This window comes from Cytobacillus sp. NCCP-133 (assembly GCF_026011715.1).
In the GTDB taxonomy this organism is placed as follows: domain Bacteria; phylum Bacillota; class Bacilli; order Bacillales; family Cytobacillaceae; genus Cytobacillus.
On the sequence record NZ_BRVM01000001.1, the window covers coordinates 43,106 to 56,505 of the forward strand.

The 13,400-nt window shown below is 40.2% G+C and carries 14 protein-coding genes; 1 reads left to right on the top strand and 13 read right to left on the bottom strand.

The window, feature by feature from the left end:
• Positions 1–10 precede the first annotated feature (10 nt).
• Positions 11–274, bottom strand: a complete 264-nt coding sequence (locus NCCP133_RS00230) for a DUF6123 family protein (protein ID WP_264802941.1) — start codon at positions 272–274, stop codon at positions 11–13.
• A gap of 110 nt (positions 275–384) precedes the next feature.
• Complete coding sequence (locus tag NCCP133_RS00235; RefSeq protein WP_264802943.1) at positions 385–849, bottom strand: divergent PAP2 family protein; 465 nt, start codon at positions 847–849, stop codon at positions 385–387.
• A 223-nt stretch (positions 850–1,072) separates the two neighbouring features.
• Between NCCP133_RS00235 and sspL the strand changes: the two genes are divergently transcribed.
• Positions 1,073–1,210, top strand: coding sequence for a small, acid-soluble spore protein L (gene sspL, locus NCCP133_RS00240; RefSeq protein ID WP_026581140.1), 138 nt, complete (start codon positions 1,073–1,075; stop codon positions 1,208–1,210).
• A 215-nt stretch (positions 1,211–1,425) separates the two neighbouring features.
• Here the strand turns inward: sspL and NCCP133_RS00245 are convergent, their stop codons facing one another.
• The 11 genes from NCCP133_RS00245 to NCCP133_RS00295 form a co-directional block, all read right to left on the bottom strand.
• Positions 1,426–2,316 (bottom strand): 5'-3' exonuclease, encoded by an 891-nt coding sequence (locus tag NCCP133_RS00245; RefSeq protein WP_264802950.1) that lies wholly within the window; start codon positions 2,314–2,316, stop codon positions 1,426–1,428.
• Positions 2,317–2,396: 80 nt separating this feature from the next.
• Positions 2,397–2,999, bottom strand: a complete 603-nt coding sequence (locus NCCP133_RS00250) for a hypothetical protein (protein ID WP_264802952.1) — start codon at positions 2,997–2,999, stop codon at positions 2,397–2,399.
• 93 nt (positions 3,000–3,092) lie between these two features.
• Entirely contained in the window at positions 3,093–3,929 is an 837-nt protein-coding gene (locus NCCP133_RS00255) for a sulfurtransferase (RefSeq protein ID WP_264802954.1), read from the bottom strand.
• Positions 3,926–4,117, bottom strand: a complete 192-nt coding sequence (locus NCCP133_RS00260) for a hypothetical protein (RefSeq protein ID WP_264802956.1) — start codon at positions 4,115–4,117, stop codon at positions 3,926–3,928. Before NCCP133_RS00260 ends, NCCP133_RS00255 begins: the two co-directional genes overlap by 4 nt.
• A 31-nt stretch (positions 4,118–4,148) precedes the next feature.
• Positions 4,149–4,898 carry a nucleotidyltransferase domain-containing protein gene (locus NCCP133_RS00265; RefSeq protein WP_264802958.1) on the bottom strand — a complete coding sequence of 250 codons (750 nt, stop codon included), beginning with the start codon at positions 4,896–4,898 and terminating at the stop codon, positions 4,149–4,151.
• A gap of 26 nt (positions 4,899–4,924) precedes the next feature.
• Entirely contained in the window at positions 4,925–8,584 is a 3,660-nt protein-coding gene (locus tag NCCP133_RS00270; RefSeq protein ID WP_264802959.1) for a dynamin family protein, read from the bottom strand.
• Between the two features lie 542 nt (positions 8,585–9,126).
• Positions 9,127–9,690: an isoprenylcysteine carboxyl methyltransferase family protein gene (locus tag NCCP133_RS00275; protein WP_264802961.1), complete on the bottom strand. Its 564-nt coding sequence runs from the start codon at positions 9,688–9,690 to the stop codon at positions 9,127–9,129.
• Between the two features lie 4 nt (positions 9,691–9,694).
• On the bottom strand, positions 9,695–10,780 hold the full coding sequence (locus tag NCCP133_RS00280) for a type III polyketide synthase (protein WP_264802962.1): 1,086 nt from the start codon (positions 10,778–10,780) through the stop codon (positions 9,695–9,697).
• A gap of 380 nt (positions 10,781–11,160) precedes the next feature.
• The gene (locus tag NCCP133_RS00285; RefSeq protein ID WP_264802964.1) at positions 11,161–11,301 is read right to left on the bottom strand and encodes a hypothetical protein; all 141 of its coding nucleotides are present in this window, start codon (positions 11,299–11,301) and stop codon (positions 11,161–11,163) included.
• A 111-nt stretch (positions 11,302–11,412) separates the two neighbouring features.
• Positions 11,413–12,723, bottom strand: coding sequence for a nucleobase:cation symporter-2 family protein (locus tag NCCP133_RS00290; RefSeq protein WP_264802965.1), 1,311 nt, complete (start codon positions 12,721–12,723; stop codon positions 11,413–11,415).
• Positions 12,720–13,322, bottom strand: coding sequence for a xanthine phosphoribosyltransferase (locus tag NCCP133_RS00295; RefSeq protein WP_264802967.1), 603 nt, complete (start codon positions 13,320–13,322; stop codon positions 12,720–12,722). Before NCCP133_RS00295 ends, NCCP133_RS00290 begins: the two co-directional genes overlap by 4 nt.
• Between the last annotated feature and the right edge of the window lie 78 nt (positions 13,323–13,400).

Below are 13,400 nucleotides of genomic sequence, written 5' to 3' on the forward strand. Positions count from 1 at the left end.
ACACGCCTTTTTAAATGATCGATTTTTCTTTTACGAATTTAATTGCTTCATGCCTGCTGCTTATATTCTTAGAAACCAGTGTCTCAAGCAATGAAACATAAAAACTGCCATCAAATGATTTTTGTGCCTTCAGTGTTAACTCAATCGCTGCATTTGCAAGCTCATCTGAAGCATTTGTATAATTTTTGCCAAAATAAATGAAACCAATTGCGTCTTCACGGAATTGAAAACCTTTACTTTTCAAAAAATGCAAATATTCTTCAACTGTCTTCACAAACTTATCCCTCTTCTCCTGCTCCCTTTGCTTCCTCCTAAATCTTACTTGAATTTTCGACCATTATCTACTTTTTTCTGCAAGTATGAAACAGGGGTGTAAAGTAATTGTTATTTATTTTTCTTTGTAAGAAGATAGCCGAGTGTACCTGTAAGCACTCCGAGAAGGGCTCCCCCCAAAACCTCTGCAGGCTGGTGGCCGAGCATCTCTTTTAGCTTCTTTGGGCCTTTTTCTTCGAACTTTACTGTTTCATCTTTATGAATCTTATCAACCAGCTCGCCAAGGCTGTTTACTTTTAGAGTAAGCTCACCAGTCTGGCGTCTGATCCCTTGTGCATCATACATTACAATCAAGCCATAAACAAGCGATAGAGCAAAATCAACAGTTGGAATCCCCCGCTTCAAAGCAATAAACGTAGTTAAGGAAGAAACGCCAGCCGAATGAGAACTTGGCATACCTCCCGTCTGGAAAAACAAATCCGGACGAAGCTCTCCCTTTTTCACGTAATGGATCGGAATCTTCAGACCCTGAGCCAATCCTATACTCAAAAGAGCTACATAAACTCCCTTATTCATTCAGACTCACCTCTTTTATATTGTGAAGTATGCAGATTGTTATTATTCCTCCAGCAATAGCTGATTAGCGTTTATTATCATTGTGAATTAAACCCCAGCCCATCTGAAGAACAATGGGCAGCATCAGTTTTTAAATTGTACCCTCCTTCGTAATGATTAAAACACAAAGACTTAAACAATAATAAGGTTATCACACTGGTTATTTAGTAGGGAGGTGAACCACTTGAGCAAAAATGGACATACAAACAGAGGAAAAAAGGCTCCGGGCGTAAACCCTCAAGGATACGGACAAGATGCTGAATTTGCAGAAGAGCCGAAGAGCAAGCTGGAAAATGCGGCGAAAAAAAAGAATACTAAATGATTTGATATAGCTGCCTGGAGTGGGTAGCTATTTGTTATTTGGGGTAGTGAGAGAGCACATGCTGATTTTCCTGATTTGTGCCCGCCCACCTTTCCTGCTCGGGAAACTATCTGTTAGGCATCACTCTTTCTGATTGATGCCCCAACACCCGTACAAGCAGCCACTGTGTATGGATAAAATATAAAACCCCAGACCAGAGCCTGGAGTTCCATCCTTTAAGCATATTCTTTTTTCAGATCGAGAAAACGGTGAAGGCCATGGAATTCTATTTCGGTGAATTTTCCGATGACTTTCTCCCGATCCATTGAGAATGCAGCGGTATCCAGCGGACATTCAACAGGTACATCGCATTTGATTTCTGCAAGCTGCCTGCTCAAATGGAGCATTTCGAGATCTTGTTCAATCTTTGTGCGCTGCCCTTTTGTCAGGTGTTCCAGATTTTCAAGTACACCTTCGATATGCTCATACTGCTGCAAAAGCTTTAATGCTGTCTTTTCGCCTATTCCTTTTACGCCAGGATAGTTATCGCTTGTATCGCCCATAAAGGCTTTAAGATCGATTATCTGTTTTGGTGTAATGCCTTTTTCTTCATAAAAGGTTTCTGTGGTATGCACCAGGTAATTGCCGTAGCCTTTTTGCAGCAGAATAACAGAAATCTTGTCATCCAAAAGCTGCAGAATATCCTGGTCTCCTGTAAGAATGAATACATCTGCTTCTTTGCTGGCTTTTTTCGCAATCGTTCCGATGCAGTCATCAGCTTCAAACCCCTCTAGTCCAATATTCGGAACATCAAAAGCTTCAACGACTTCCTTTACGAGATCGAATTGAGGAACTAGCTCAATGGGTGCTTCCGGGCGGTTTGCTTTATAACCATCAAACATTTCGGTACGGAATGTTTTGCTGCCCATGTCCCAGCAGACAGCCACGTGAGTTGGGCTAAAGGATGAAACAGCGGTCAAGAAGTGTTTAACAAAACCATATACCCCATTAGTGGGGATTCCTTTTGAATTTATCATAAACTGGCCGGATACAGCGGTGGCAAAATAAGCCCTGAATAATAGCGCCATACCGTCTACAAGCAGCAGTGAAGATTTATTTTCGTTCATTTCTTCGCCTCCCGGTTATATTCATAAATACCATTATAACATGGGAAACTTCCACAATTCCCTTGAAATGTTTTACAGAATCATTCGGTTTCCTGTATCAATTCAACTCCATTTTCCTCCAGCTCGAAATAAGTTGCAATTCTGGCCCTGCGAACATTGACATTCAATAAATAGGCATAGGATGTTCCATCTTTAATCGTAAAAATTAGCTTATCATCCGACATGATGCCCATTTCGTTTTTTACGGTCTGTCTTGCCTGCTTAATTTCAGACCACTCATAGTGCTTCTCTTCTAGACTAAATAAAAGATTAAAATAAACACCGTTTTTATCAATGTAATGATAATAGTCAAAGCTTAAGATAACAGTGGCTAGCGATGATAAAAATCCTGCTCCGATAATGACTTTCGCGAACATGCCAAACTTTCCGGCACTATGAAGCCAAACCCCTGTTATCATGAAAACAGCCACTGCTGCCAGGGCAATACTAAATGTTAAATAAGCAGCTTTAGGAGCTTCAAATACCCAAGTTCCTTCTGGCTTGTAAAATTGTGCCTGAAAAGGGGAAAGTAAAAAGATCGGAATAAAAATGGCTGACAAAATCAGAATGATTGCAGTCGTTACCAAAATCTGACTTATATCTGTTTTTTGCTTTTTTGAAATTGTATACCCTGTAGTATTCATATATACCCTTAATTATTCTGAATCTATTAAATCTTTTAAATTATATAATATTTTTAACAGTAAAAAAATCCCTTTTCAAAAAAAGGGATTTCACTATTTTTCGACAGTCACTATTTCATTTTCTTCATATGAGATCCAATCACTGAAGCTTCCTGCATATAATTTAACATTGCAATAGCCTGCTTCCTTTAAAGCCAGAAAGTTTGGGGCAGCTGTAACACCTGAACCGCAATAGACGATTACAGGCTTGTCTTTTTCAACATCGGCAAATCTTTTCCCCTGTTCGTTTGCTTCTTTAAATCTACCATTCCCATAAGCCTCTAGCCAGACTTTATTAATTGCTCCAGGTATATGGCCTGCCTTTTTATCGATGGGTTCCTCAATCCCCCTATAGCGTTTCGCCTCTCTTGAGTCAATTAGCGCACCTGCATTTCTGCTTTCTGTCTGTTCTTTAACCTCTACATAAGTTGCTAGGATATCAGGCTGCAGCTCAACATTTAAAACAGCAGGTTCGAATTTAGGCATCTCGCTATTTACAGGATATTCGCTCTCAAGCCATTCTTTATATCCCCCGTTTAAGACATACACTTGCTCATGTCCTAAATACCGCAGAAGCCACCAGAAACGAGAAGCAAATGCTCCTTCACCGCCATCATAAGCGACCACTATGGTCTCCCTGCTTATTCCAGCTCTCTCGAGGTTTTGCTTTAACTGATCCGGATTTGGAAGAGGATGCCTACCTCCGTGTTCCTCGACCGGACCCGACAGATCTTTTTCAAGATCAAAATAAACCGCATTTGGAATATGGTTTACCTCATACTGGCTGTTCCCTTCATTAGGTGACCCCAACTTGAAACGGCAATCGGCGATTCTTATATTTGGCTTATCAAGTTGGTTTAAAAGCCATTCCTTTTCAACAATATACTTCATCCCAGCCTCTCCCCTTTTCTTTTTTCCATCAGCCTGACAACATGTTCCTTTGGCGTCCAGCAGTCAAATTGATAATCCGGTTTTGTTTCATAGCCAAGTCTGCTGCAATTATAGTGCATTCCTTCATTACGCTTTTCAATTTTAAAGTTAACGCAAGTAGCACAAACATGAAAAGAATTTTTTTCCATAGCTCTCCCTTTTCCTACACAGACATACTGCCTAAATTCCCAGCAGCTCCCAAAGCCATTCATTTAGAGCTGATGCCGAACTGTTCACGTTCTTTAAACTTTCTGCAACAGCTGACATTTCCTCTTTTTCTATTTCTAGTCTGACAATCATTAAGTCGGCATAATTATCTTGAATCAGGCGTCCGCTTTTCTTTTCTTCAGCCAGATCTCGATAAAAAAGCGTGAAATCATTTTCTTCCTTCAAGAGAAAAAGCCCTTCGAAAAGAAAATGTCCATTTAAGCGGTCCGCCTGAAGAATTTGCTTCCCGATCAGATATGATCTCACGGCCTGTATAAGCAGTTTCTGCTTTTTCTCTGTGATTATTTCAATTTTGGCCGCTTCTTTCAAGTTGCGGATAAAAAGCTGCCTGTAATGCTGAAATAATTTATAGGGAGAGAATTGTTCTTCCACTATTCTCTGCAGCTTTACAGAAAATTGGCCCCTATCCCTGTATATAATGGGTGAAAAAGCCCATTCATACATACTTGGGTTGGACTTTATCATCAGGCCGAATGCTTTATAAATATCCCAGCCATGCGCATCAAAAGGATGTTCTGTGTCGAAAACCTCCTTGGCACGTTCAAGGGAAAGATAAGCTTTGATGTCCCTGTGTTTAAATATGAAGCGAACATCATAGTCAGATTCCGCATCATCAGTACCCCATGCCCTGCTTCCCGCCTCACAAGCAAATAGGATGTCGATATTATATTTATCTTCTGCAGCGGACAGCCATTTTTCCATAAGAAAAGCAGCAACCTTTCAAAAAATTATTCGTTTCGCGCAATTACCCTCTCAATTTGCTGAAGTTCTTCCATCGGGAAATCTTCCTTAAGAGCAGAGGTGATTCCTTCATAATACTCATTGGTCTGTTCACTCAGTGAATTGAGCAGCCGCTCAAATTCTTTTGTCAGCAAGCTGTTGTAATGGAACTTCAGCCTTGCACATTCTGCCTGTAAATAACCGTCAGCAGGTTCCTGAAGAATACTCTCAAGCTCATCAGCCAATAATTTACGCTCATTTTTCTCAAAGAAGGATTTCGGGTTTTTAAAATGGGATAAAGCCTTTTTAAACAGATTTGGGTCTGCGTTTGTAAAAGCGGATTCAAATTCTATTCCGTCCATTGATGATGCTTCATATGAACTGTATGACAAATCACTATTTACACCTGAAGCTGACTTGGCGATTATTTCCTGCTGCTGTAAAAGAAGCTTCCCGATATATGTTTCCAGCCTCAAGGTTGTGGCGCGGAGCTCCTGTGCAAAATCAAAGCCAAAGCTGAAAAGAAAATCATCAAGCGCTGCTTTAAGCATCTTCTTCAGATTTCGCCCATCATCCTTTAATACCGATGGGTTGAAAGCTTCTTTAACAAAATCTCCAAAACGCAAAAATACCCTCTGTTTGATATAAAAAACTAGCTCATCTGTTTCTTGCTCCAGCCTTTGAGAAAGAAGCTCCATTTTTTGTTTTCGGATCATGCCAATTATCGTTTTATGTTCTTCTTTTAGCATCTTGAGTTTTTGAAGCTTAACATCTTTGTTTTCCTGAGAGGAAGAGATATAAGATCTTAATTGCCCTAATAAACGCTTCCACTCAGTTTCTGCTGAAGAGATGGAGATATTAATCAAGTCTTTATTAATAAAAGAGTAAAAGCTTTTTTCAAAAGAACTGATATTGGATCTTTCTTCTTTGCTGCTATCCAGCTTTTCTGCCATTGCTTGAAGGCTGGAAATCCCAAACAAATGCGGTCGGCGGATACCGTATTGTATTAGCTGGTCTTCTACATAGTCCAGCACTGTTTCTTTTTCTTCCTCATCATTTGCCAGATCAATCGCATTGACAATAAAGAACATTTTATCCAGGGCGAATGTGTCTTTTACCCTTCCCAATTGAATAAGAAACTCACGATCTGCTTTGGAGAAAGCGTGATTATAATAGGTTACAAAAAGAATAGCATCTGAATTTTTAATGTATTCAAACGCAACACCTGTATGCCTTGCATTGATGGAATCCGCTCCAGGTGTATCAACAAGTGTGATTCCCTGCCTGGTCAAATCGCAATCATAATATACTTCGATCATTTCTACAAAGCATGATTTCTCCTCATTGGCCACATAGTCCTTAAACTCTTCAAGATTAGCTTCGATTGTGTTTCCAAGCAAATCACGGAACGTATTAAATCCGCGCAAGAAAGCATTTAGAAAGGCAAAATGCGTCTTCTCATTAGCATCAAAGTCGTGGTTGGAACCAGTTATTTTCTTAATTGCAGCTGCAGCATCCTCAAAACTGCTGGCTGAATAATCAAAGACTTTTAGAGAATGATTAACATCATTAAAAATTGATTCGGAATCTTTAACTTTTACCAGAACAGTCCCGTGAGCCTTTTCACTCGAAACAGGCTTAATCTTATTGATAGCTGCTGTTGTCGGGTTTGGGGAAACGGGCAGCAGCTTTTCGCCAATCAAGGCATTGGCAAAAGAAGATTTCCCCGCACTGAAAGCTCCAAAAAGCGCAACAGAGAACTCTTTGCTCTCAAGCCTTGCTGCTTTTTCAGCTAAGTCTGCAGAAATTTTTCTAAAACCCGGAAGGTCTTTAACAGTCTGAGCAGTGAAGTTCAGCTTTTCTATAACTGACTGAACCTCTACGGACGGTACCTCAGCCTCAGCTTCATCCTCCTGAGGCTGTGCCGATTCCTTTATTTCCTCTTCTTTCCCATCCTGCTCATCTTGAAGGAAAATCACTTCCGCTTCTTCCAATTCCTCCTTTGCAAGCTTTTGCGCCTTCTCACTGAACTCCTCCAGGGAATACTCACCTGATAAATAGGACTCTATCTGCCTTTTTGCTTTTTCGATCTTCAGATTGAAAGAGTTTAACTCATTTAGTGCTTCAGTATAGGTTCTAAGCTGCTGGAGCTCTTTTTCGAGTTTTAGTTGTTCATTGCTGGTTTTATCCTGTAAGGCGGCCAGCATCGCTTCTTTTAGAACGGCTGCGCTGTTCTTTGCTATTCTTTTTACTGCATCTGCTGCATCATTTGTATATTGTAAGACGTAATCGCCTGAAACCATGGCTCCGGACTTTACTGTACCGGCTAAAAGCTCTGGCTCAAAATGCATTTTGAACCCCTGGGCCTGTGCGAGTAACTCAGGTTCATGAATCTCTTGCTGTTTTAACTCCTGAAGAAACAGCTCCTTTATATGCCATTCCAGCTGCGCCTTCACTTTCTCGGAAAAGTCTTGATAAAAGCGTTCAAACCTTGCCTGCCTTTCCTGCTCTGTTTTCTGTTTGCTGAAAAAGAGGCCGACTTTAAATTCAGGCTTGCGGGACTCCAGATAAGACTCAGCCAGATCCCTAGTCTGAAAGGGCATTAGATAAGCGTTTTTTAGTATCTCATCGATCTTTTTGCCCATACTGATATCAGTCGCATCAATGGAACTTTTCAGCACCTTTAATTCAGCTTCTAAATTGGCCAATCTAGCCGGCAGCTGGGCCTGTTCCTGCATATTAAGCCCGCCTAATTTTTCTTCCTGCTTTTCTTTATCTGCAGCATGTGATTCAATCAAAAAAGCAAGGTGGTCATCGGCCAGCTTTTTTAAGGAGTTGAATACTGAAACAGGCAGCAGGGCTTTACGGTTAGCAATGCTTTCATTAATAAACTTCTGCAAGGAATAAAATTCGTTCTCTTTATGGTTCAAATCTTTCAATGAAGTGTAGAAAATCCGTGCAGGCTTCACTCCCCAGGAGGCAAATGAATCTCTCACACTTTCTTTAAATTGCTCAAAGCTAAGTTCCTCATCCCGATGCTTGTCTATTTGATTGATCACAAGGTAAACTTCCTTGCCAGCAGCCGACAATTCCTTAGTGAAAAGGAAGTTTAACTCCGATTGCACATGGTTATAATCCATTACGTAAAAAACAAGATCAGCCAAATGCAAAGCAGACTCAGTTGCGATTCTATGTGCATCGTCAGTGGAATCAATTCCCGGTGTATCCATAATGACTGCCTTTTTTGGCAAACCTGTATTGGAATGGCTTATTTCAATAGATTGGATTAAATCGCCGTCCTTGCAGTAAGATTTAACTCTCCCGTAGTCATATGGCGCAGGGTACAGCCTTGGCTTTCCTGCCTTAAAGTTTACTTTTGCATAATCTTCTTCGCCAGATTTCACCTTGACCAGATTGGCACTGGTTGGAATTGGCGAGGAAGGAAGAAGATCTTCTCCCGCGAGTTTATTGATTATGCTTGATTTCCCGGCTGAAAAATGTCCGCAAAAGGCTATCGCGAATTCCTGTTCTCCAAGTTTTTTCGCCAGGTCTTTTGCTCTCTCTGCTGTCTCTTCATCACCGTTTTTCTTAGCATATGTATTTAAAGCAGTAACTTTGTTCAATAATTCGGTTTGTTGTAATCCTGGTTGCATTGCTGTTTTAGCCATTTACATTTATCCCCTTGTAACTTCGATTTACTACCTATTTTAAATGATATTCGCAATTTTTCCTATAAGTGAGACCATATTCATTGATTTTTCTAATCTTTTTTATGAAAATCCGCCCCAAAATATAAGCTTGAATTCCGATTCCTGTATTACATTGGTTTATTCCCTATATCCTTTGTTTTGTTATTTGTTCGCTAATTTCCTAAGTTTATTACCTGATTTAAACTGATATTAGCCCATTTTCATTATGTACACGTTAAGTTCACATCATTGGTAAAATAAAGCAATAAAAAAGCAAAACAAAAACCAGGCATCAGCCTGGTCCCAAGTAAATTATTTGTCTGTTATCTTGTGTGAGGTTTTGCAACGTTATTGAGAACATGTTTCATAATTAGTGTGTATGCAGCAATTGTGCCGGCAACAAAAACAATGGCCATATGTAGCAACACCTTTCCTGTTGGAATGATATTGAGAATAATTTTCAACTTCAATTAGAAGTTTATCACGAACGATAATCATTTTCAATAGTGATAATAAAATTGTCAAACTTTTTTAATATCTTCATCAATTCCTGGCCTGATCTGCAAAAAGGCTTTCTCATATTCTGTTAATTCTTTTAACGCTTTTTCTTCTGCAGGAATTCTGATGGACAGAATTATACTATTTACAATGGTAAAGACAATCGCAGTTAAATGGGCTTTAAACAGTAAAGGAATCACCAAGAATTCCGCTGCAACAATCATATAGTTAGGATGCTTGAAAAAACGGTATGGGCCTTTTCTTATAACATTCGCTCCGGGAAGGACAATGATTTTGGTGTTCCAGAACCGGCCAAGTGAAGATATGGCCCATATTCGCTCTGCCTGGGCAACCACAAACAAACATAAAAAAAATGGCCAAAATGGCGACAGGCTCTTTTCAAGTATAAACACTTCTAAGATGCAGCTGATCAAAAACATGGTATGAATGAAAACTATCCACTTATAATGTCCCTGGCCAAATTCTAATGCACCTTGGGATTTCATCCACTTTTCATTGCTTTTGGCAACCATAAGCTCGGCTGCCCTTTGCACAATGATAATTGCTATAAACAATAGAAATAGCATGTGTTCACTTCCATTCCAAAAGCAGCAATTCAGAACTGAATCCCGGTCCCAGTGCAGCGGCAAGACCGGTTTCTCCCCGCTGGCCAATTTCCATAAACCTTTTCAAAACATACAGGATGGTTGCTGAAGACATATTTCCGTATTCTTTTAAAACATCAAGTGAAATTTTCGTCTTCTCCGGATCAAATTGCAATGCCATTTGATAAGCTTCAATCACTTTTTTTCCTCCAGGATGAGCAACAAAATGGTTTATTTCTTCCATTTTCATTCCCTTCTTCTGCAAGAATTCCGATACTTTCGGCTTCAGCCAGCTTTCGATAATAGCTGGGATATCCTTTGAGAAAACAACATAGAATCCATCATCCTTCACTTCCCACCCCATCACATCCAGGGAATCCCTCATCGTTGTTGACTGAGTCCCTGCTATACAGGGAAGTGCAGCTTTCTTCTGAATAGGTTCCATTTCTACATTATCGCCCGTTAATAATGCACACGCTACACCATCAGCAAATAAAGAAGTGCCAATTAAATTACTTTTTGATCGGTCGTTGCGCTGGAAAGTCAGGCTGCATAACTCAATGGATAAAACCAATACTTTTGCATCCGGAAAAGCAAGGCAGTATTCGTATGCCCTCGAGAGGCCAGAAGCACCGCCTGCACATCCCAGACCCCATATAGGAATTCGCTTTGTGTGTTCCGAGAATGGCAATTTATTCATAATTCTTGCTTCGATGCTTGGCGTAGCAATACCTGAACTTGATATCGTAAAGATGGCTTCGATTTCTTCGTATGGTATCTGTTTCTTCAAGAACATCTCATTATCCAAACAATTGATTATGGCTTTTGTACCTAACTGTATAGCCTGTTCTATATAAACGTTATTCTTTTCCTCAAATGACTTGTCTGCCTTAAACCATTCGAGTCCCTTTGCGAAATGCCTCTTTTCTATTTGACCGTTATGAAAAGCTTTTAAAAGACGCTCAATATCTTTAAATGATTCTGAAAATAAGTCTCTGGCAAAACCCATTACCTGCTCCTGCCTCAGCACATGTTCAGGTATAGCTTCTGCAACTGATAAAATCGCTGGCATACATGACTCTCCTTCTCATGCTTTCCTTTACTATTTCCAATTAATTGCAGATTATTCCTAAACTGTTGCACAAGGCCTTACCCTCTTTTTAAAAACAAAAAAACTCCCTCCGAATAGGAGGAAGCAATGTGTTTTGAAGGAGTTGCTGTGCATCTTCATTATAAATGAACTCCCCATTTGAACGCATTACTAAATCTTTTCCAATTCAATTATAGCAATACTGAATCGTCATGCACCATTACAAACACAGCCTGGCCAAGTGACATGGCTGCCAGCAGAGTAAAAAAGGAAAACAGCAGGTATAGATCAATCATTTACCTCCTGATAATTGCATTATTTTAATTATAATAATATTTTTTCGCACAAAAAACGGCACCGGCTTATTCCGATGCCTCAAATTGGTCTTTCTGGTGTTTTTGAACTTCAATATATATTTTTTTGGTAACAAACAAACCGCATGCTTGGCAAACTTCTTCTTCATTATATAAAAGCCGGCAATGATCGCAATAATATTTTTCCATCCCATCCACTCTCTTTCCAGTGAAAACCAACAATGTCTGAACTCTTAAAGAACTAACCCGATAGAATATTATATTGATTGCCGTTTTTTTTGTGAATGCAATTGCAATGAATTAAGAAGCTTTATTTTCCGCAAAAGATGCTGGCTGAACCACTTCTTTTCCTTTAAATACATTAAATACTAGGTTTAAAACAATTGCTGTTATACTTCCCGCAACAATTCCGTTATCAGTCAGAATCCGGATACTTGAAGGCATTTGGGCAAATAATTCCGGCACAGCTGTAACTCCCAATCCCATTCCGACAGAGCAGGCAATGATTAATAGATTCTCCTGGGATGAGAACTCAACCTTGCTTAGCATTTTAATTCCATAGGCAACAACCATTCCAAACATCGCAATCATCGCCCCTCCCAATACCGGGGTTGGAATAATCGTTGTCAGGGCCCCTATTTTCGGCACTAAGCCCAGCAGCACTAGGAAAACTCCGGCTGTATAAATGACATTTTTAGTCCTAACCCCTGACAATTGCAGCAGACCGACATTTTGTGAGTACGTTGTATATGGGAATGCGTTAAATACTGCTCCAAGGATGATTGCAAGCCCTTCAGCTCGGTAGCCATTTGTAAGGTCTTTTTCTTCAAGCTTCTCTTCGCAAATATCACCAAGAGCGAAGTAAACGCCCGTTGATTCTACTAAACTAACCAGCGCTACCAAAATCATAGTCAAAATGGCAGTAGCCTCAAAAGTCGGCATGCCAAAATAAAATGGTGCCGGCATGTGGAACCAAGAAGCCTCTCCCACCGCGGATAGATTGACCATGCCCATAAAATAGGCAGCAATGGTTCCAGCAGCCAATCCTAGTAAAATAGCAATGGCACGGACAAATCCTCTAAAGAAACGGAACAGCACAATAATGAACACCAAAGTTCCAAAAGCCAGCGCAATGTTTGAAAGGGAACCAAAGTCAGGGCTTCCCTGTCCGCCAGCCATATTATTCATTGCAACAGGAATCAACGTAATCCCGATTATGGTTACCACGGAACCCGTAACAACTGGGGGGAAAAACTTGACAAGCTTTCCAAAATACTTTGAAATTAAGACCACAAAAATACCAGAAACAAGAATGGATCCATAGATGGCAGATATGCCGTATTGGCCGCCAATAGCAATCATCGGACCGACTGCAGTGAATGTACAGCCTAGAACGACAGGCAGGCCTATTCCAAAAAATTTATTACTCCAAACTTGAAGGAGTGTTGCAACCCCACACATCAAAATATCGATCGAAACCAGATACGTCAGCTGTTCACCTGTTAAGCCCAGGGCCCCTCCCACAATCAGTGGTACAATGACTGCCCCGGCATACATTGCCAGAACGTGCTGGATGCCAAGTGAAGCGATCTTAAGCGGATTCTGTTTCATCTTATTAACTCCTCCAATTTCTCTGATGGCTTTTCAAAGCTGACTATACCGTTTTCAAGCGAATTAATTACTGCCAAGGACTCTACTCGAAACCCCTGCCCTCTTAATAGACTTCCGCCACCTTGAAATCCTTTTTCTATTACAATACCTATTCCTGCAATTGTTGCATGGGACTTGCTGGTTATTTCTGAAAGCCCCAATGCCGCTTGGCCATTAGCAAGGAAATCGTCAATGATCAGCACTTTATCATCATCAGTTAAATACTTTTCTGACACAGAAATCTCACTGGACTCTTCCTTCGTAAAAGAGTAAACAGAGGCAGTGATCAGATCGTTAATTAGTGTTAGTGATTTTCTCTTTCTAGCAAAAACAACAGGGACATTTAAGTGAAGCCCTGCCATAACAGCAGGCGCAATTCCAGATGATTCTATAGTTAAAATCTTTGTAATCCCGCAGCCTGAAAAGCGTTCAGCAAATTCCTTTCCAATTTCATGCATCAGATAAGGGTCTATCTGGTGGTTCAGAAAGGAATCGACCTTTAACACCGCTGGTGATAGTACAACCCCTTCTTTTCTAATTTTTTCAATCAGCAACTCCATTTTGCTTCCTCCTTTGCAAATAAGAAGCCATCAAACACAAAAAGGCCTGAAGGCTATGCATTCACAACATAAAATGAG

Bases quoted from the DNA above. Each gene is read 5' to 3' on its own strand.
- NCCP133_RS00235 (WP_264802943.1), bottom strand. From the start codon at position 849: ATGAATAAGGGAGTTTATGTAGCTCTTTTGAGTATAGGATTGGCTCAG.
- NCCP133_RS00280 (WP_264802962.1), bottom strand. From the start codon at position 10,780: ATGCCAGCGATTTTATCAGTTGCAGAAGCTATACCTGAACATGTGCTG.
- NCCP133_RS00285 (WP_264802964.1), bottom strand. From the start codon at position 11,301: ATGGAAAAATATTATTGCGATCATTGCCGGCTTTTATATAATGAAGAA.
- NCCP133_RS00260 (WP_264802956.1), bottom strand. From the start codon at position 4,117: ATGGAAAAAAATTCTTTTCATGTTTGTGCTACTTGCGTTAACTTTAAA.
- NCCP133_RS00290 (WP_264802965.1), bottom strand. From the start codon at position 12,723: ATGAAACAGAATCCGCTTAAGATCGCTTCACTTGGCATCCAGCACGTT.
- NCCP133_RS00275 (WP_264802961.1), bottom strand. From the start codon at position 9,690: ATGCTATTTCTATTGTTTATAGCAATTATCATTGTGCAAAGGGCAGCC.
- NCCP133_RS00295 (WP_264802967.1), bottom strand. From the start codon at position 13,322: ATGGAGTTGCTGATTGAAAAAATTAGAAAAGAAGGGGTTGTACTATCA.
- NCCP133_RS00245 (WP_264802950.1), bottom strand. From the start codon at position 2,316: ATGAACGAAAATAAATCTTCACTGCTGCTTGTAGACGGTATGGCGCTA.
- NCCP133_RS00250 (WP_264802952.1), bottom strand. From the start codon at position 2,999: ATGAATACTACAGGGTATACAATTTCAAAAAAGCAAAAAACAGATATA.
- NCCP133_RS00265 (WP_264802958.1), bottom strand. From the start codon at position 4,898: ATGGAAAAATGGCTGTCCGCTGCAGAAGATAAATATAATATCGACATC.
- NCCP133_RS00255 (WP_264802954.1), bottom strand. From the start codon at position 3,929: ATGAAGTATATTGTTGAAAAGGAATGGCTTTTAAACCAACTTGATAAG.
- NCCP133_RS00270 (WP_264802959.1), bottom strand. From the start codon at position 8,584: ATGGCTAAAACAGCAATGCAACCAGGATTACAACAAACCGAATTATTG.